Annotated in this window: 18 protein-coding genes; 7 read left to right on the top strand and 11 right to left on the bottom strand. The window is 64.7% G+C overall.

Translation table 11 applies throughout. The features are described 5' to 3' along the window. Position 1 precedes the first annotated feature (1 nt). The 8 genes from bamA to AYJ57_RS00870 all read right to left on the bottom strand — a co-directional run bounded on the left by bamA (position 2) and on the right by AYJ57_RS00870 (position 7,923). Entirely contained in the window at positions 2-2,362 is a 2,361-nt protein-coding gene (gene bamA / locus AYJ57_RS00900; protein ID WP_066099883.1) for an outer membrane protein assembly factor BamA, read from the bottom strand. A gap of 81 nt (positions 2,363-2,443) precedes the next feature. Continuing rightward, positions 2,444-2,569, bottom strand: coding sequence for a hypothetical protein (locus AYJ57_RS26545; protein WP_257784696.1), 126 nt, complete (start codon positions 2,567-2,569; stop codon positions 2,444-2,446). Positions 2,570-2,721: 152 nt separating this feature from the next. Then, a complete protein-coding gene (gene rseP / locus AYJ57_RS00895; protein WP_066099881.1) occupies positions 2,722-4,068 on the bottom strand; it encodes an RIP metalloprotease RseP in 1,347 nt (448 codons plus the stop codon). A gap of 50 nt (positions 4,069-4,118) precedes the next feature. Continuing rightward, on the bottom strand, positions 4,119-5,288 hold the full coding sequence (gene dxr / locus AYJ57_RS00890) for a 1-deoxy-D-xylulose-5-phosphate reductoisomerase (RefSeq protein ID WP_066099878.1): 1,170 nt from the start codon (positions 5,286-5,288) through the stop codon (positions 4,119-4,121). Positions 5,289-5,298: 10 nt separating this feature from the next. Further along, positions 5,299-6,096, bottom strand: a complete 798-nt coding sequence (locus tag AYJ57_RS00885) for a phosphatidate cytidylyltransferase (protein ID WP_066099875.1) — start codon at positions 6,094-6,096, stop codon at positions 5,299-5,301. Further along, a complete protein-coding gene (locus AYJ57_RS00880; RefSeq protein ID WP_066099873.1) occupies positions 6,093-6,818 on the bottom strand; it encodes an isoprenyl transferase in 726 nt (241 codons plus the stop codon). Before AYJ57_RS00880 ends, AYJ57_RS00885 begins: the two co-directional genes overlap by 4 nt. A gap of 29 nt (positions 6,819-6,847) precedes the next feature. Beyond that, positions 6,848-7,411 (bottom strand): ribosome recycling factor, encoded by a 564-nt coding sequence (frr, locus tag AYJ57_RS00875; protein ID WP_066099870.1) that lies wholly within the window; start codon positions 7,409-7,411, stop codon positions 6,848-6,850. Between the two features lie 101 nt (positions 7,412-7,512). Continuing rightward, positions 7,513-7,923, bottom strand: coding sequence for a SufE family protein (locus AYJ57_RS00870; RefSeq protein ID WP_066099867.1), 411 nt, complete (start codon positions 7,921-7,923; stop codon positions 7,513-7,515). Positions 7,924-8,127: 204 nt separating this feature from the next. Between AYJ57_RS00870 and AYJ57_RS00865 the strand changes: the two genes are divergently transcribed. Next, the gene (locus AYJ57_RS00865) at positions 8,128-8,598 is read left to right on the top strand and encodes a hypothetical protein (protein WP_066099866.1); all 471 of its coding nucleotides are present in this window, start codon (positions 8,128-8,130) and stop codon (positions 8,596-8,598) included. A 106-nt stretch (positions 8,599-8,704) separates the two neighbouring features. Further along, positions 8,705-9,127: a hypothetical protein gene (locus AYJ57_RS00860; RefSeq protein WP_066099863.1), complete on the top strand. Its 423-nt coding sequence runs from the start codon at positions 8,705-8,707 to the stop codon at positions 9,125-9,127. Positions 9,128-9,223: 96 nt separating this feature from the next. Here the strand turns inward: AYJ57_RS00860 and rnd are convergent, their stop codons facing one another. Further along, positions 9,224-10,381 (bottom strand): ribonuclease D, encoded by a 1,158-nt coding sequence (gene rnd, locus AYJ57_RS00855; RefSeq protein WP_066099860.1) that lies wholly within the window; start codon positions 10,379-10,381, stop codon positions 9,224-9,226. 271 nt (positions 10,382-10,652) lie between these two features. On the opposite strand from rnd, the gene AYJ57_RS00850 reads away from it, so the two are divergent. Beyond that, complete coding sequence (locus AYJ57_RS00850) at positions 10,653-10,841, top strand: hypothetical protein (RefSeq protein ID WP_066099857.1); 189 nt, start codon at positions 10,653-10,655, stop codon at positions 10,839-10,841. On the opposite strand, the gene purN is transcribed toward AYJ57_RS00850, so the two are convergent. Beyond that, entirely contained in the window at positions 10,838-11,428 is a 591-nt protein-coding gene (purN, locus tag AYJ57_RS00845; RefSeq protein ID WP_066099850.1) for a phosphoribosylglycinamide formyltransferase, read from the bottom strand. The genes AYJ57_RS00850 and purN overlap by 4 nt on opposite strands. Further along, a complete protein-coding gene (gene purM, locus AYJ57_RS00840) occupies positions 11,425-12,471 on the bottom strand; it encodes a phosphoribosylformylglycinamidine cyclo-ligase (RefSeq protein WP_066099848.1) in 1,047 nt (348 codons plus the stop codon). Before purM ends, purN begins: the two co-directional genes overlap by 4 nt. Positions 12,472-12,829: 358 nt before the next feature. Between purM and AYJ57_RS00835 the strand changes: the two genes are divergently transcribed. From AYJ57_RS00835 to AYJ57_RS00820, 4 genes are all read left to right on the top strand, one after another. Then, positions 12,830-13,879, top strand: a complete 1,050-nt coding sequence (locus tag AYJ57_RS00835; RefSeq protein WP_193789497.1) for a TRAP transporter substrate-binding protein — start codon at positions 12,830-12,832, stop codon at positions 13,877-13,879. A 147-nt stretch (positions 13,880-14,026) separates the two neighbouring features. After that, a complete protein-coding gene (locus tag AYJ57_RS00830; protein WP_066099845.1) occupies positions 14,027-14,815 on the top strand; it encodes a TRAP transporter small permease subunit in 789 nt (262 codons plus the stop codon). Between the two features lies 1 nt (position 14,816). After that, entirely contained in the window at positions 14,817-16,259 is a 1,443-nt protein-coding gene (locus AYJ57_RS00825; protein WP_083191110.1) for a TRAP transporter large permease, read from the top strand. A gap of 90 nt (positions 16,260-16,349) precedes the next feature. After that, positions 16,350-17,522, top strand: coding sequence for a glycosyltransferase (locus tag AYJ57_RS00820; RefSeq protein ID WP_066099843.1), 1,173 nt, complete (start codon positions 16,350-16,352; stop codon positions 17,520-17,522). The last annotated feature ends 56 nt before the right edge of the window (positions 17,523-17,578 follow it).

Genomic DNA, 17,578 nt, shown 5'->3' with positions numbered 1-17,578 from the left:
ATCAGAAGGTGCTGGAAAGCGAGAGGCTGAAGTTCTGCTCGTTGTCATGCTCTTCCTTCGACACCGGGGTCGAGAAGTTCAGGCGAAGCGGCCCCAGCACCGAGTCCCAGAGGATCGATACGCCGATCGACGAGCGCGCAGTGAAATCCTCATAGAGAACGTCGTTGCCATCCGCCTTGGCGATAGTGTCATCCGAAAGGCCCCAGACCGAGCCGACGTCGTAGAACACACCACCGGTGATGCCATATTCTTCGGGCAGGCCAAGCGGGAACTCTGCATCGAGCCGCAGCGAGGCGTAGTAGTTACCGCCCAGCGGAGAGTCGATGTCGTCGTCCTCATTGTACTCGCGCGGGCCGATACCAGCGTATTCGAAACCGCGCAGCATGCTTTCGGTCAGCATGTAGCGGTCGGTCACGCGGCTGTCGCCTTCGACGTAGTTGAGTGCCCCACCTTGCAGCGTGGCCCGCAGCGTCACCTCATCGTTCCAGACCATGGTCTGCGCGATGGCGCGAAAATCGGTTTGAACGAATTGCGTGTCACCGCCTGCGCCAAAGTCCTGACCGAACTCGAGCAGGATGCCGCGGTCGGTCTCAAGCCCACTGCGACGGGTGTCATAGCTCAGCGTATAGCCAACCATGTTGTCCCAGCGTGCGTCTTCCTGAGCTTCGGCGGTCACGACGTTGCCGACGTCATCATCTTCGTCGATGATGTCGGTGTACCGCGCGGTATAGCGCACGCCGAGACGCCCGTTTTCGGAGATCGGGAAGGTCAGGCTGGGCCGGAAAATCCCGGTCGCCGTGTCGTAGTCGGCGCTGTCGTAAGACGTTTCCTTATAGCTGAGCGCGAGTCCGAAGGCGACGTCGCGGCCAAGGAACGCGGGCTCCACGAAGTTGAACGTGTAGCTTTGGGTGCTCGACGCGGTGTTGATGCCGAACGACAGTCGCTGACCGCGGCCGAGGAAGTTCTGCTCGGCGAAAGAGATCGATGCGCCGAAACCGTCGGATGTCGAATAAGAACCGCCGAAACCGATCGAGCCGGTGGGCTGCTCGGTGACGTTCACATCGACGATGACCTGCTGCGGGGTCGAGCCTTCGCGGGCCTCCACCTGTGCGTCCGAGAAATAGCCAAGCGCGCGGATGCGCTCTGCCGCCTCGCGGATGGCGCGCGGGTTGAACGGATCGCCCTCGGCGGTGTCGAACTGCTGACGCACGACGCGGTCAAGCGTGGTGGTGTTGCCTTCGATGTCGATGCGCTCGACGAAGATGCGCGGCCCGCGGATCAGGTTGAACGTCACATCCAGCGTCAGATCACGCTCGTTGCGCGTCACCTGCGGCTCGATGCGCACGAAGTTCAGCCCCTGCTGGGTGGCCAGACGCTCGAGACGGATGATCTCTTTGTCGACCTCTGCGGGCGAATAGGCGCGGCCCGACTTGAGGCTCAGCGCGTTGCGGAAGCTCTCGACGTTCACTTCCGGCAGATCGCTGGCAACGCCGATGCGGCCGAAGTCGAACTGCTGGCCCTCTTCGACGTTGAAGGTCAGGAAGTAGCTGTCACGCTCTTCGGAAAGCTCGGCGTTGACGCCGGTCACGCGGAAATCGACGTAGCCGCGCGAGGCGTAGAAATCCTGCAGCAGCTGCCGGTCAAAGGCCACGCGGTCTTCGATGTAGGTATCGCTGCGGATCACCGCGCGCAGAAGCCCGGCCTGTTTGGTCTCGATCACGCGGCGCAGGCGTCCGTCGGAATAGGCTTGGTTGCCGACGAAGCCGATGCGCTCGACCTCGGTGACGCCACCTTCGAAGATCTCGAACACCAGATCGACGCGGTTGCTCGAACGGCGGATCAGCTTCGGCGTGACCTGCGCGGCGATACGGCCCTGCTGGACATAGGCCTGCGCGATCTGGGCGGCATCGGCCTCGGCCTGACGCGGGCTGTAGACGCGGCGCGACTGGGTTTTCACGATGGCGGCAAGGTCTTCGTCCTTGAGGCGGCGGTTGCCCTCAAAGGCGATCTGGTTGACCGTCGGAAACTCGGTGACTTCGATCACGAGCGTGTTGCCGCGCGGGGTGATCTCGACGCTTTCGAAGAGGCCCGATTCAACGATCCGCTGATAGGCGGCGTTGAGTTCCCCGGCATCCACGGTCTGGCCGCGAGCGATGCCCGCATAGCTCAGGATGGTGCCGGATTCGATCCGCTCGTTGCCTTCGATCTGAACCTGATTGAACGAATAGGACTGCGCGAAAACCGCTTCGGGAAGTGCCGTAAAGGTCACTGCCGCCGCAAGCGAAAGCGCCAGCGCCGAAACGCCAGCGCGGTGCGCGTAAGTCCTGATGCGGGGGCTGCCCGTCTTCTGCCCGATGCTCATGCTCGCTGTCCACTCCGCCGTGTTTTTTTTAAGTGAGTAGCGGCTGGAAGTGGTCTTGTCAAAAGACGAAACGGCGATGTCTCAAAGAGTTCCGAGGAAGGCGCCAAAATACAACGCGGCAAGGATCACCGCCGGGAAGAACATCCGTTCCCAGTTGATCGAAAGCAGCAGGCCGAGCCCGCGATAACCATTCTGTAGGGTCTGCATCTTATCCCCCGATGCGCTATACCTGAGGCTCGGGAAATATCGGTGCATTATGGCTGATTTACGGCAGGATTATGCGCCGCTCGGGAAATTTTTCGGGTGGCGGGCGAGCCCAATGGCCCGCCCTGCCCGCGCGTAGTCCGCACGCTCCCCGATCAAGGGCAGAAGAGGTCGTTGGTCAGCGCAAAGACCATCAGGCTCAGGATCAGCACAAGGCCGACCGACATCAGCATCCGCAGCGCTTTGTCCGACGGCGGTTTGCCGGCGACGGCCTCATAGGCGTAGAACACCAGATGCCCGCCATCCAGCACCGGCACCGGGAAGAGGTTGAGCAGGCCAACGGCGGTCGACAGCACCGCGATGAAGGTCAGGAAGCTCTGCCCGCCCTGCGAGGCCATGGCGCCCGAGGTCTCGGCGATGCCGATGGGCCCCGACAGGTTGCACGACGAGATATTGCCCGCGATCATGTGCCACAGCCCCGACAGCGAGCCCGCCGCGATGTCATAGGTGCGCAGCACCGCGCCCTGCACCGCCTCGACCGGCCCGGCGGCTTCGGTGGCAGGCTCGAACACCATGCCGCCGACGATGCCGATCCGATAGACGGTCTGGAAGCCGCCATCGGGCAGCGGCTCATCGGTCCGCTTCGGCGTCAGCGCTAGATCAAGGATCTCGCCGTTGCGCCAGACCTCCAGCCCCAGCGTCTCGCCATCCGAGCTTTCAACCCGTTGCTTGAGTTGATCAAAGGCGAAGATCGGCACCCCGTCGATCGACATGATGACGTCGCCCGCCTCCATGCCCGCATCGATGGCCGCCGAGCGCGGAACCACCTGCGAGACGACCGGCGGATAGACATAGGGGCCGGTGACCTCCATCCGCGTGCCATCGCGTTCGACGTCATAGGTGAGCGTGTTCTGCTGTGGCAGATCTTCAAGGAACGCCTCGAAGCCTTCGGCATCGTCAAAGGACGGCGTGGGCGTGCCCTCGATCCCAAGCAGCACGTCGCCGACCTGCAGCTCCTGCACGCTGGGCGTGGCACGCAGCTCGCCCACGGTCAGCGGCTCGGCCACCTTGCCTTGGAACATGAAGATGCCGGTGAAAAGCAGAATGGTCAGCGCGAAGTTGAACACCGGCCCCGCCGCGACGGTGGCCGCGCGGGCCCAGAGCGGCGCGCCGGTCATGGTCTGGCGGCGCTCTTCGGCGGTCATCTGGCGCATCACCTCTTCGTCAGAGGTGCCGCTGGCGGCGTTGGAGTCGCCCTTGAACTTCACATAGCCGCCAAAGGGCAGCGCCGCGAGTTGCCAGCGCGTGCCGCGTTTGTCGACGCGGCTCAGCAGCACCGGCCCGAAGCCAAGCGAGAAGACATCGGCATGGATCCCAGACCAGCGTCCGACGATGTAGTGGCCGTATTCATGGATCGCGACGATCACCGAAAGCGCGATGACAAACGCCAGAAGCGTCCAGATGAGGCCCCCGAATTCCGGAAGCAACTGGGTGATCTCCAAAAGCTCGGCCCTTTCAAATCAGTTCACTCACCCCGCCAAGGCGGCGAGGCTCAATGGTGCTGCAGCATCAGCGCGCGCGCGGTCTCCCGAGCGAGATGGTCAGCGCCGCGCACGTTATCAAGGGTGATGGCGGCGCTGGCCAGATCACTCTCGGCCAACACATGTTCAAGTGTTTGTTCAACGACCTTCGCCATGTCCTGAAAACCGATGCGCTTTTCGATGAAGGCATCCAGCGCCTGTTCCTTGGCAGCGTTGAAAACAGCCCCGGCAAGCCCCCCGGTCTGCATCACCTCGCGCGCCAGCCGCAGCGCCGGCCAGCGGGTCTCGCAGGCGGGGCGGAATGTCAGTTGCGAGAGCTTCACCAGATCCAGCCGCTCCACGGGCAGATCTGCGCGCGACGGGTGGTTGAGGGCAAAGCCGATGGCATGGCGCATGTCCGGCGGGCCCAAGTGCGCCATCAGCGCCCCGTCGCAGAAGCCGACCAGCGCGTGGATCATGCTCTCGGGGTGGACGACCACCTCGATCTTTGCCGGATCAAGGTCGAAAAACTCTTTTGTCTCGATGACTTCCAGGGCTTTGTTGAACATGGAGGCGGAATCGATGGTGATCCGCTGTCCCATGGCCCAATTGGGGTGCGTCGCCGCCTGTTCGGGGGTGGCGCTGGCCAGTTTCTCCAGCGGCCAGTCGCGGAAAGCCCCGCCCGAGGCGGTGATGATCACCCGCTCGACGCGGCTCATTTCCTCGCCAATCAGAGCCTGAAACACTGCCGAATGCTCGCTGTCCACCGGCAGCACGCGGCCGCCATGGGCCTGTGCGGTGTGCAGCACCAGCGGACCGGCGCAGACCATGCTTTCCTTGTTGGCGAGCGCTAGCGTGGCGCCCTGCTCCAAAGCCTTCAGTCCCGGCGCGAGACCAGCGGCGCCAACGATGGCCGACATCACCCAATCCGCCGGACGGCTCGCCGCCTCGCAGATCGCTTCCGGCCCGGCAGCGGCCTCGACATTGGAGCCCGCCAGCCGCGCGCGCAGTTCGGGCAGCAGCGCAGGGTCAGCGGTCACGGCGATCTCGGCGCCGAATTTCCGAGCGTCTTTCGCAAGTTGCGCGACGTTCTTGCCGCCGGTCAGAGCGACGACATGGTAGCTTTCGGGGTCGCGGGCGATCAGGTCGAGCGTGTTCTGACCGATCGAGCCGGTCGCGCCGAAAATGGAAATGCGCCTCATGTCGACGGTCTCACTCAACACCCGGCGGGAAGTCGACGATCTGCCCCGCGATCAGCAGAAACAGCGCGGCGCCCAGCATGCCGTCGAAGCGGTCCAGCAGCCCACCATGGCCCGGCAGCAGGTTCGAGCTGTCCTTGACCCCGGCGCGGCGCTTGATGGTGCTTTCGGCCATGTCACCGATCTGGCTCGCCATGGAGATGGCGATGGACACGCCGATCAGACCAAAGCCCGCCTCGCGCGAGATCATCGCGAAGATTGCGCCAACGATGGCGGCCCCGATCCAGCCCGCTGCCGAGCCCGACCAAGTCTTCTTGGGGCTGACGCGCGGCCAGAGCTTGGGGCCGCCGATGGCGCGTCCGGCGAAATAGCCTGCCACATCAGTCACCACGACCACGGTCACCATCCACAGCATCCAGGTCAGGCCTAACTCAGAGCCAGAGCGCAGCATCATCATGCCAAAGCCCGCCAGCATGATCATCGCGGTGAACACGGCGTAGGTCACGCCGCCGCGCTGCATCTGGCCAAAGCCCGCCATGGACGGTAGCAGCAGCAGCGGCAGCGCGAAGGCGGGCGGCAGATAGATCGCGGCCAGCGCGCAGGCCCCCGCGACAGCGGCGAGGATCTTGGCCGAGCGATGGCGGTTGGTGTCCACCATGTTGACCAGTTCCCAGACCATGCCGCCGCAGGCCAGCGCGATGGCGGCGCGCCACCAGATCCCGCCGAGCCAGACGCAGACCAGCGCAACGACGATAAGCACCGCCGCCGAGGCCATGCGCGGCCCCAGATCGCTCCAACGTGTGCTGTTCATGCCTTCACCCCGCCATAGCGCCGGTCCCGCGCGCCATAGCCGCCGATCAGTGTAGAAAATTCCTCGGCCGAGAAGTCCGGCCAGAGCGTGTCGACGAACTCATATTCCGCATAGGCCGACTGCCACAGCAGGAAGTTCGAAATGCGCGCCTCGCCCGAGGTGCGGATCACCAGATCGGGATCGGGCAGCACACAGGTGTCGAGATAGCGCGGCAGGGTCTCTTCGTTGACCTCTTCGGGATCGAGCCGCCCGGCGGCCACATCCTGCGCCAGACGCTTGGTGGCGCGGGCCACCTCGTCGCGTCCACCGTAGTTGATCGCGATGGTAAGGTTCACCCCCGTGCAGCCCTCGGTCATCACCTCAAGCTCGTCCATCAAGGTGATCAGCTTCTTGTCGAGCTTGACCCGGTCGCCAATGAAGCGCACCCGCACGTTTTCGGCGTGCAGCGCGCGCGCCTCTTTCTGGATGTAGCGGCGGAACAGGCTCATGAGCCCGGCCACCTCGGTCTGCGTGCGCTTCCAGTTCTCGGTCGAGAAGGCAAAGATCGTCAGATATTGCACCCCGGCATCGGGGCAGGCCTCGACAATCTCGCGGACCCGCTTTGCGCCTGCGTGGTGGCCAAACAGCCGCGGGCGCCCCCTTTGGGTCGCCCAGCGGCCATTGCCGTCCATGATGATGGCCACGTGGCGCGGGCCATTGCCGTCTCGGATCGGTTTGGGCATCTGCCCTCCTCGCTTCGGGCGTTTCCGCCTCAGACCTGCATGATCTCTTCTTGCTTGGTCTCCAGCGCGGCGTCGACCTTTTTGATGTAGGTGTCGGTCAGTTCCTGCACCTCGGTTTCCCAGAACTTCTGGTCATCCTCGGACATGCCGTCTGCCTTGGCCTTCTTGATCTGGTCCATGCCGTCGCGGCGGACGTTGCGAACCGCGACGCGGGCGTGTTCGGCGTATTGACCGGCCACTTTGGTCAAATCGCGGCGGCGCTCTTCGTTGAGCTCGGGGATCGGCAGCATAATGATCGTGCCGTTGAGCTGCGGGTTGATGCCGAGGCCGCTTTCGCGGATCGCCTTTTCCACTTTGCCCACAAGGCCCTTGTCCCAGACGTTGATGGTGACCATGCGCGGCTCGGGGACGTTGACGGTGCCGACCTGATTGATCGGCGTCATGGAGCCATAGGCTTCGACCTGCACCGGCTCGAGCATCGAGGCCGAGGCGCGGCCGGTCCGCAGCGAGGCGAATTCGGTGCGGAGGTTCGCCATGGCGCCGTCCATGCGGCGCTGCAGGTCAGCGGTGTCGAGTTCGAAGTCTTCAGACATGTTGGTTCTGCCCGTTCAAGTCATTCCTGTTAAAAGGCGTTCTAAGCCACAGGCGCCCGGATGTATAGCGGTTTGCGGCCATCTTGGGCGCCGCAGAAGTCTCACGCTACGGCGGCTGCCTGCTCGCGAATACGCTCTACCATGGCACGAAGCCCGTTCGAGCGCTGCGCGGAAAGATGCTCGTTCAGACCCAGCCGCCCCAATTCGGCGCGGGCGTCGATCTTCAGCACCTCCGGCGCTGCCAGCCCGTCGTAGAGCCGGTGCAGCACGGCGATCAGGCCGCGCACGATCATCGCGTCGCTCTCGCCCTCGAACTGCAGCTTGCCCGCATCCCACGTCAGATGCAGCCAGACCTGACTGGCGCAGCCCTCGACCTTGGTGGCGGGCACCTTCAGCGCCTCGGGCAGCGGCGCCATCGCCTTGCCCAGTTCGATCACCGTGCGGTAGCGGTCTTCCCAATCCTCGAGAAATTCGAAATCCTCGACCAGTTCTTCGAAACCTGCCTGTGCCATCTGCGCTCCTGCTGCCGGCGTCCATTGCGTCCATAGGTGCATGGGCCCGGAGCGGATCCCCTTGCCCATCTCATTGCACCAGCACGATCGGTGCCAAGAGGTAGGCGGCGGGGCGGCAAAGGTCCAGCCCCGGCAAACCGCGCTTTTCAACCCCGCCGCGATGCGCTAACCCCGGAGGCAAGACAGGCAAAGGGCAGTTGCACCATGTTCAAAACCGTATCGGTCGTGATGATTTCGGCGCTGGCTTTGGCCGGTTGTGGCGGCCAGAGCGAGGCGCCGAGCGTGAGCGCCGAGACCGGGGTGAACAACCCGCTGATCCCGCAGCGCAGCGCGGTGAGCTTCTTTACCAAGAAGGACGAGGTCTATCCCGGCCAGCCGGTCGGCGTGATCACCGAGTTGCTGCTGGAGCGGCGTCCGGGCGGTGCGATCCTGCGCGTCACCGGCGTCGCCGACTATCCCGGCCCCTTCGATGTGCGGCTGGTGCCGGTTGAAGGCTCGGAAGACACCGGCACGCTGACCTTCCGCCTGCTGGCGCTGCAACTGCCCGGGCCGCGCACCGGCGGCGAATTGGCCCGCACGGTGACCGCTGGCCTGTGGCTGAGCGACAAATCCCTCGCGCCCTACCGCGCGCTGCGCGTCGAAGGGCTGCGCAACGCGCAGAGCATCAGCCGCTAAACGGCGGCCCGCGCGCGGGCGCCTAACCTTTTGAGGCAGATCAATGACCTGCGGCCGCCGGGCTGCGACGATCCCGACCGGACACTCGTTCTGGGAGGGAACCTTAATGTGCAAACTTGCCTGCCTCTTGTCGGCCGGTCTGCTGCTTCAGGCCTGTGCTGAGACCGCGCGGACCGGCCCCGGGGTGCCGCCGGGCACGATCCCGGAGAATTCCGCGATCTTCGTCGCCTATGATCTGAAAACGCTGCCGCTGTCGGACCCGGTGCGGCTCGACACCACCTTCGATCTCGCCGCGCTTGCCGGACCCGAGGGGCGCCGCATCTGCGGGCCCTCGGAGGCGGAGTTTGCCGAGCTGAGTGTGATCCTCAAGGCCGTGCAGGACGAGGAATGGCGCACCTCGCCGTGGAGCGCCGAGCAGCGCGCTCAGGTCGTGGAGTTGCAGCGGCGTTGGGACGCCCTCGGGGGACGCTCGCGCAGCCTGTCGAAACCCTGCGCCGATCTCGTCGCGCGGATCAGCTGGCGGCGCTAGGCGCGGCAGTCTCTTGTGTGATAGTTCCGGTGCCGGGTGTTTCCGGGCAGGCGGCCCGCCTGCCCTTCCTGCGCCGCGGGGGCAGCGCCTTCCGCCTCAGATCTCGATGACCTGAACCGTCTTGCCCTTCGCGGCGAGGCCGATCTCGCCCGCGCAGAGCCGCAGGGCATCGGCGCCGAACACCTCGTGCCGCCAGCCGCTGAGCGCCTTGACGTCGCGCTGGCCCGCGGCAATCGCGTCAAGCTCGGCAGCCGGCGCGATCAGTTTCGAGGCGACGCCGGAGGTCTCGGTCTTGGCCTTCAGCAGCACACGCAGCAGATCCGCCAGCGCCGGGTTGACCTGCAGCTGGTCACGGCTGGCGTCGACCTGCGGCAGGCTTTCCTTGGGCGCGTCGGTCCCGGCCTTCACTGCGGCGAGGATGCCCTCGGCGATCGCGCCCTTGCGCGCCTCGCGCAGCAGCAGGCGCGAGCGTCCGAGGTCTTCCATGGTCACCGGCTTGGTCGAGGCAAGCTCGGCCAGCGCGTCATCCTTAAACACCCGGTTGCGCGGGATGTTGCGGGTCTGCGCGTAATTCTCGCGGAAGGCGGCAAGCTCGCGCACGATGGCCAGAAACCGCGGGCTCGACGAGCGGGTGCGCACGCGCAGCCATGCCTCTTCGGGGCGGGTGATATAGGTCTCGGGATCGGTGAGCGTCGCCAGTTCTTCGGCCACCCAATGCGCGCGCCCGGTCTCTTCGAGCTTGGCGGCGAGAAACTCGTAGATCACCCGCAGATGCGTCACATCGGCCAGCGCGTATTTCTTCTGCGCCTCGGTCAGCGGGCGGCGCGACCAGTCGGTGAAGCGCGAGCTTTTGTCGAGCTGCTGCTTGGCGATGCGCTTGACCAGCGTCTCATAGCCCACCTGCTCGCCGAAACCGCAGACCATCGCGGCGACCTGCGTGTCGAAGAGCGGCTGCGGGATCACGCCGTTGTCGATGAAGAAAATCTCGAGATCCTGCCGCGCGGCGTGGAAGACTTTGACCACATCGGTGTTGCGGAACAGCTCCATGAGCGGATCGAGCGACAGGCCCTCGACCAGCGGATCGACCAGAACGGCATTCTCTTCGCCAGTGCCCGGGATCGCCAGCTGGATCAGGCAGAGCTTGGAGTAATAGGTGCGCTCGCGCAGGAACTCGGTGTCCACGGTCACGTAAGGCGCTTTGGCGGCTTCGGCGCAGAACTCCGCAAGCTCGTCCGTCTTGGTCAATGTCTTCATTCAGGCACCGGCTGGTTCTTGTTTCTCTTGGTTATCGCGCCTCCTACACCTTCGCGCGAGGAAGTTCAAAGCGGCGATGCAAGAAAGCCTCAGAGCGCCGCCTTTTGGCATCAAGCGCGGCCCGAGGAAGGTGTTGGACGCCAAAGGCTTGGCGGACTCATCACGCTGCGTGATGGCGGAGGCGACAAGCATTCGCTTTTGCGAAGGATCGCTGGCGCCTATGTTGCGGGTACTTCGAAATCACCTTGCAACCCCAAGAGGAGTTCCTCCCATGACTTCGCTCGACCTTGCCTATAGCTACACCGCCCGCCCCGCCCCGCACGGCGGCGTCACCGCTGGCCTTGCGGCGCTTGCCTTGCTGCTGCTGATCGGCCTTCCCGCCCTGCTTGCGCCCGCCCCGGAGCCCGGCGCGGCGCAGCAGCTTGACTGGCATGGCAATGCGGCGGCGCTGGTGCCTTAAGGCAGCAGCACCGGCGTCTTGTCGTCCGCGGCAAAGCGGCGGAGCACCGCGGGATAGAGCTTGTGCTCCATCTCCAGCACGCGCGCGGCCAGCGTGTCCGGCGTGTCGCCCGCCAGCACCGGCACCCGCGCCTGACCCAGCAGCGGGCCGTCGTCCAGTTCGGGCGTGACCTCATGCACGGTGCAGCCGTGCTCGGCGTCGCCCGCCTCCAGCGCCCGCGCATGGGTGTGCAGCCCGCGATACTTCGGCAAGAGCGAGGGGTGGATGTTCAGCATCCGCCCCTTCCACGGCTCGACGAAACCCGCGGTTAGCACGCGCATAAAGCCCGCCAGACACAGGATGTCGGGCTGCGCCTTGTCGAGTTCCGCCTGCAGCGCCGCCTCAAAGCCGGGGCGGTCGCCCTTGAACGGGCGGTGATCGACCACGGCGGTGGGAATGCCCATCGCCTCGGCCTTCTTCAGCCCGCCAGCATCGGCGTTGTTCGAAAGTACCAGAACCGGGCGGGCCGGGTGATCTCCGGTCATGCTCTCGGCCAGCGTCACCATGTTGGAGCCGCCGCCCGAGATGAAGATCGCGACGCGTTTCACTTGAGGCTGCCCTCGTAGGAGACGCCCTGCCCCTCGGTCACGGTGCCGAGCGTGTAGACCGTCTCGCCCTCGGCCTCGAGCAGCGCCTTCAGCGCCTCGGCGCGGTCCGCCGAGACCGACAGGATCATGCCGACGCCGCAGTTGAAGGTCTTGAGCATCTCGGCCTCGGAGATGCCGCCCACTTCGGCCATCCAGCCGAAGATCGCCGGAAGCTCCCAGGAACCCAGGTCGATACTCGCGCCGCAGCCCTCAGGCAGCACGCGCGGCAGGTTCTCGGTGAGGCCGCCGCCGGTGATATGGGCCAGCGCATGCACGCCGCCCGCGCGGACCGCCGCCAGCGCCTGTTTGACGTAAAGCCGGGTCGGGGTCAGCAGCACTTCCCCAAGCGAGCCTTCGGCCCAAGGGCAATCTGCGTCCCAGCCAAGGCCGGAAACTTCGACCAGCTTGCGCACCAGCGAGTAGCCGTTCGAATGCACGCCATCCGAGGCCAGACCCAGCAGCACGTCGCCCGCGACCACGCCGCTCGGCAGGTCGGTGCCGCGCTCCATGGCGCCCACGGCAAAGCCCGCAAGATCGAAATCGCCCGCCGGATACATGCCCGGCATCTCGGCGGTCTCGCCGCCAATGAGCGCGCAGCCCGAGCGCACACAGCCCTCGGCGATGCCCTCGATGACGCGCGCGGCGCTGTCGGTGTCGAGCTTGCCGGTGGCGAAATAATCGAGGAAGAACAGCGGCTCTGCGCCCTGACAGACCAGATCGTTGACGCACATGGCGACAAGGTCGATGCCCACGCCGTCCACATGGCCGGTGTCGATCGCGATGCGCAGCTTGGTGCCCACGCCGTCGGTCGCCGCAACGAGGATCGGATCCTCATAGCCCGCGCCTTTCAGGTCAAAAAGCGCGCCGAAGCCGCCCAGACCCGACATCGTGCCGCTGCGGCTGGTGCGTTTGGCCGCGGGTTTGATCCGCTCGACCAGCGCGTTGCCCGCATCGATGTCCACGCCTGCATCCGCATAGGTGATGCCGTTCTTACCTTCGGTCATGCCAACCTCCGAGACCCCGTTTCGCGCGGGAATAGCGCAGGCGGAGGGCGATGAAAAGCGCCCTTGCCCGACGTTCGGTCAGCGCGGGCGGTGCGAAGCGTATTTGGGGAACAATGAAAGGCAAGGTGAAGGCCGGTTAGCGGCGGGTTTTGAGTATTTTTGGAAAGATGAAAGGGTTACGGCGGCACGGGGTGCGCGGGGTGGAAAGTTCCGGGATTTCCGCAGCGTAAGTAACTTTCTTGCGGGCGCATACGTACTACTGGGTATTCACAGCCGCGTGAGGCTTGGATAGCTTTCGCGGCAGGCACAAATGCCTGCGGCGTCCTTGGGAGGGGATGCTGCTTCAGGGAGGAAAGACATGATCAACAAGACCTTCACGGCCGTTTCGGCCGCCGCTTTTGCTTTTGCAGGGGCAGCCTCGGCGCAGGAACTGCTCGAGATGACCTCGGGCTATTCCAAGAACCTGCCGATCCTCGGCACCGCGGCGGTCAATTTCGTCGACAAGATCAACAACATCTCGGAAAGCGTCGAGTTCGAGCATTTCGATCCGGGCGAGCTGGTGCCGTCGCTGGAGATGCTCGACGCGGTGTCGAACGGCTCTGTGGATGCGGCCTATTCGACCTCGGGCTACTGGCAGGGCAAGATGCCCGCCGCGGGCCTTTTCGCCGCCGTGCCTTTCGGCCCGGAGCCGGGCGAGATGCTGGCATGGATGCTCTATGACGACGGCATGACGCTGTTCCAGGAGATGTATGACACCAACGGCTACAACGTGCATGTGGTGCTCTGCGGCTCCTACGCGCCCGAAACCTCGGGCTGGTTCAAGGAAGAGATCACCTCGCTTGAGGATCTTAAGGGCCTGAACATGCGCTTCTTCGGCCTTGGCGCCGAGGTGATGCAGAAGATGGGCGTGTCGACCTCGCTGCTGGGCGCGGGCGACATCTTCCCGGCGCTGGAGCGCGGCGCGATCGACGCCACCGAGTTCTCGATGCCGCTGGTGGACGCGAACCTCGGCTTCTACAACATCGCCAAGTTCAACTACTTCCCCGGCTGGCACCAGCCCGCCACCATGTTCGAACTGCTGATCAACAAGGATCGCTGGGAAGATCTGGACGAGAAGAGCCAGAAACAGATCGAGATCGCCTGCATGGCCAACCTCACCGACAACTTCGCCGAAGGCGAGGCCAAGAACTTCCCGGCCATGGTCGAGAACGTCGAAGAGCATGGCGTGACGATCAAGAACTGGACGCCCGAGCAGCTGAAGGAATTCGAAGCGGCGTGGCTTGAGGTGGTGGAAGAACTGAAGGCCGAGGACGAGATGTTCGCCAAGACCTGGGCCGACCTCAGCGAGTTCCGCGAGGGCTACTCCACCTGGTACAACAACATCTACCTGCCGCGTCCCTGGAAATAACAGCGAGCGGCTGAGCGCCGGGCCTTCGGGTCCGGCCCTTCCCGGCGCGCCCCGGTCTCACGCTGGCGCGCCGTTTTCGCGTCGAGGCGCCCGCGTGGGCGCGGCGCGCATCCCCGACCAAGGCAGGCAAAGCAAAGGACAAGGCCCGTGGAGGATTTCAAGGTCGCCATCTCCGACCCCGGAGAGATCGGACGCAAGGACCAGAACCGGGGCGACAGGCTCATCGTGCATCTGTCCAACATCGTCGCCTGGCTGTTTCCCATCCTGATGATCGCCATCTGCGCGCAGGTTCTGCTGCGCGGCGCGGGGCACAACCAAGCCTGGCTCGATGACCTGCAGTGGTGGCTCTACGGCGTCGCCGTGCTGATCGGCATCGCCTATGCGGTGACCACCGGCAGCCACGTGCGGGTCGACATCTTCTACGACAATTTCGCCAAGCGGAAACGGCTGATCATCGACATCATCGCGCTGGTCTGGCTGTTCTTCCCCTTCGTGCTGCTGTGCTGGGACGTGACGCTGGATTATGCGCTGACCTCCATCGCCTCGGACGAAGGCTCGTCGAGCCCCAACGGGCTGCACAACCTGTGGATCCTCAAGACGCTGATGAACCTCAGCTTCATCGTGATCATGGTGGCGATCTGGTCGGCCTATGTGCGCCACCTGTCGCAGCTGACGCGGCCAGCGCTGTGGAAGCAGCTGCTCTTTGCCCTGCCCTCCACCATCTTCGGTGTTCAGCTGATCATCTGGTACGCCTGCGTCGGCTGGCTGATGGCCACCGACCCCGAGATCGACAGCATGCGCAAGGCGACGCGCGCGCCGATCTTCGACGACCTCGCCTTCGGGCCGTGGGAAATGAAAAAGACCATCGCTCTGGCGCTTGTCGCCTCGGTGGTCGTGATTGTTGTGGCGCGTCTCTTCGCGCGTAAGGAGCGCTGAGATGCTGCACTTCCTCGGCCAATTCCTGACGCTGAACGAGATCGCCGTCGCGGCGATGTTCCTGACCTTCATCTACATGCTGTTCCGCGGCATCCCCGTGGCCATGGCGCTGGTGGGCGTGAGCCTGATCTTCGTCATCCTGTCGCAGATCCTGCTCGACCCGTTCCGCGCCGACTTCAAGGACGTGATCGAGTTCGACCGCATTGGGCTGGAATACAACCGCCTGCTGGCGCTTTCGGGCCGCCTCTTCGGTAATATCGTCAACAACCCGGTGCTCGTGGCGCTGCCGATGTTCATCTACATGGGGCTGATGCTCGACCAGTCGGGCGTGGCGCAGCGGATGATGCACGCCATGCAGAAGCTCTTTGGCTCGCTGCGTGGGGGCCTGTCGCTGACCGTGCTGCTGATCGGCATCATCCTCGCGGCCTCCACCGGCGTGATCGGTGCCTCGGTGACGCTGCTGGGGGTGATGGCGCTGCCCGCGATGATGGCGCAGAATTACTCGAAACCCATCGCCACCGGCACCATCGCCTCGGCGGGGACGCTGGGCATCCTGATCCCGCCGTCGATCATGCTGGTGATCATGTCGGACCAGCTGGCGATCTCGCTCGGGGATCTCTTCATGGGGGCGCTCTTTCCGGGGCTGATCCTTGGGGCGCTCTATATCGTCTTCATCGTGGTCTACGGCTTCCTCTCGCCCGACAGCATGCCCGCGCCGGAGAAATCCGAGCACGTGGGCTGGCACGAGGTGAAGGAAGTGCTGCTGGCCGTGGTGCCGCCGATGCTGCTGATCCTGCTGGTGCTGGGCTCGATCTTCGTGGGTGTCGCAACGCCAACCGAAGCCTCTGGCCTCGGCGCGCTCGGCGCGACCGTCCTTGCCCTGCTCAACCGCAAGCTCGACTGGAAAGTGTTCCGCGAGGTGGCGCGCTCGACGCTCAACACCGCCGGCTACATCACCGGCATCTTCCTTGCGGCGAACTTCTTTGCCTTCGTGCTGCGGCGCTACGGCGGGGATGAGATCGTGCAGCATCTGGTGCTCTCGGCCTTCGACAACCCGTATCTGACGATCGCCTTCATCCTGTTCATCGTCTTCTGCCTTGGCTTCCTGCTCGATTGGATCGAGATCACCATCATCATCATGCCGCTGATGCTGCCGATCATCCAAGGGCTCGATCTGGCGGTGCCGGGCTTTGATCAGGTGCGCGACCCGCAGGTGGTCTGGTTCGCCATCCTCGTGGCGGTGACCTTGCAGACCTCCTTCCTGACGCCACCCGTGGGCTTCGCGCTCTTCTATCTCAAGGGCGTCTGCCCGCCGGGGGTCACGCTGGCGCATATCTACAAGGGCATCATCCCCTTCGTGCTGCTGCAGCTTCTGGGCCTGTTCATCGTCTTCGAATTCCCGGCGCTGACCACATGGCTGCCCGCGATGGCCTACGGGGAATGACCCTGAGCTGAGACCGGACCCCGCCGCCCTTGCGCGGCGGGGTCTTCACGGGCATGTAGGCGCGGCACGAAGACCCCCGGGAGATCCCGCATGAGCCGCCTTGAAAAGCCCTTGTACAAAACCTGCATCGTCACCTCCGACTACCATGTGCCGGGCGAGACCTTCATCAACCGCCATATCGAGCACATCTTCGGCGGCGATACGGTGGTGCTCTGCGGCAGGTTCAACGGCAAGAACCCCTACGGCAAACCGCTGTTCGAGCGCCGCGCGAAGCTCTCGCTCTCCGACAAGGTGCTGGCACCGCTCGCCATGGGGTGGAATTCTCTGACCGAGGGCACGGGCCGCCTGCCCTTCGGCGAGAATAAATCCCGTCTCAAGCAATGGCTGCGTGATCAAGGTGTCGAGGTGATCCTCGCCGAGTTCGGCACGCAGGCGCTGGTGGTGGCCAAGCTCGCCAATGAGATGAACCTGCCGGTCTTCACCTATTTCCGCGGTACCGATGCCTCGCGCGCGCTGACCTCGGCGCAGCGGGTCAAGAGCTACCGCAAGATGATGCCGCGGCTCGACGGGGTGTTCTCGGTCTCGCAGTTCCTGCTCGACAATCTCGCCAAGCACGGCGTCACCCACCCCAATTCCCACGTGGTGCCCTCGGGCGTCGACGTGCGCCGTTTCGTCCCGGGCGAGAAAGTGCCGGGCAGTTGCCTCGCCGTGGGCCGGATGGTCGACAAGAAAGCGCCGCAGGTCACGCTGCGCGCCTTCGCCGCCGCCGCCAAGGGGCGCGAGGCGCATCTCACCTTCATCGGCGATGGCCCGCTGCTTGAGCCCTGCAAGGCCCTCGCCGCCGCGCTTGGCGTCGCAGAGCAAGTCACCTTCACCGGCGCGCTGCCGCACGACGAAGTCCGCAAGCAGTTGCTCACCACCGAGACCTTCCTGCAGCATTCGATCACCGACAAGAACGGCAACACCGAGGGGCTGCCCACCGCCATTCAAGAAGCGCTGGCCGCGGGCTGCATCACCGTCTCGACCCTGCATGCGGGGATCCCCGAGGCGGTGACCGAGGGCGAGACCGGCTTTCTGGTGCCCGAGTGGGACGAGACCGGGTTTGCCGGGGCGATCTCGAAAGTGCTCGACCTGCCCGACCGCGCCGCCATGTCCCGCGCCGCCCGCGCCACCGCCGAGGCGAAATTCGACAACGCCATCCTGCTGGGCAAGGTCGAAGACGAGATCCGCCGCATCGTCGCCCTGCGTGAAAGCGCGGCCTGAGCCTTTCATCTTTCCATAAATACTCATTCGCCGACCGGGCCCTTCCCAGGACTTCA

The organism is Salipiger sp. CCB-MM3, from assembly GCF_001687105.1.
Lineage (GTDB): Bacteria > Pseudomonadota > Alphaproteobacteria > Rhodobacterales > Rhodobacteraceae > Salipiger.
This window is presented reverse-complemented; position numbering and strand designations above follow the sequence as displayed.

Bases quoted from the DNA above. Each gene is read 5' to 3' on its own strand.
- AYJ57_RS00885 (WP_066099875.1), bottom strand. From the start codon at position 6,096: ATGAACAGCACACGTTGGAGCGATCTGGGGCCGCGCATGGCCTCGGCG.
- AYJ57_RS26545 (WP_257784696.1), bottom strand. From the start codon at position 2,569: ATGCAGACCCTACAGAATGGTTATCGCGGGCTCGGCCTGCTGCTTTCG.
- AYJ57_RS00860 (WP_066099863.1), top strand. From the start codon at position 8,705: ATGTGCAAACTTGCCTGCCTCTTGTCGGCCGGTCTGCTGCTTCAGGCC.
- AYJ57_RS00835 (WP_193789497.1), top strand. From the start codon at position 12,830: ATGATCAACAAGACCTTCACGGCCGTTTCGGCCGCCGCTTTTGCTTTT.
- frr (WP_066099870.1), bottom strand. From the start codon at position 7,411: ATGTCTGAAGACTTCGAACTCGACACCGCTGACCTGCAGCGCCGCATG.
- AYJ57_RS00880 (WP_066099873.1), bottom strand. From the start codon at position 6,818: ATGCCCAAACCGATCCGAGACGGCAATGGCCCGCGCCACGTGGCCATC.
- rnd (WP_066099860.1), bottom strand. From the start codon at position 10,381: ATGAAGACATTGACCAAGACGGACGAGCTTGCGGAGTTCTGCGCCGAA.
- purM (WP_066099848.1), bottom strand. From the start codon at position 12,471: ATGACCGAAGGTAAGAACGGCATCACCTATGCGGATGCAGGCGTGGAC.
- AYJ57_RS00870 (WP_066099867.1), bottom strand. From the start codon at position 7,923: ATGGCACAGGCAGGTTTCGAAGAACTGGTCGAGGATTTCGAATTTCTC.
- bamA (WP_066099883.1), bottom strand. From the start codon at position 2,362: ATGAGCATCGGGCAGAAGACGGGCAGCCCCCGCATCAGGACTTACGCG.
- AYJ57_RS00820 (WP_066099843.1), top strand. From the start codon at position 16,350: ATGAGCCGCCTTGAAAAGCCCTTGTACAAAACCTGCATCGTCACCTCC.
- AYJ57_RS00865 (WP_066099866.1), top strand. From the start codon at position 8,128: ATGTTCAAAACCGTATCGGTCGTGATGATTTCGGCGCTGGCTTTGGCC.
- AYJ57_RS00825 (WP_083191110.1), top strand. From the start codon at position 14,817: ATGCTGCACTTCCTCGGCCAATTCCTGACGCTGAACGAGATCGCCGTC.
- dxr (WP_066099878.1), bottom strand. From the start codon at position 5,288: ATGAGGCGCATTTCCATTTTCGGCGCGACCGGCTCGATCGGTCAGAAC.
- AYJ57_RS00850 (WP_066099857.1), top strand. From the start codon at position 10,653: ATGACTTCGCTCGACCTTGCCTATAGCTACACCGCCCGCCCCGCCCCG.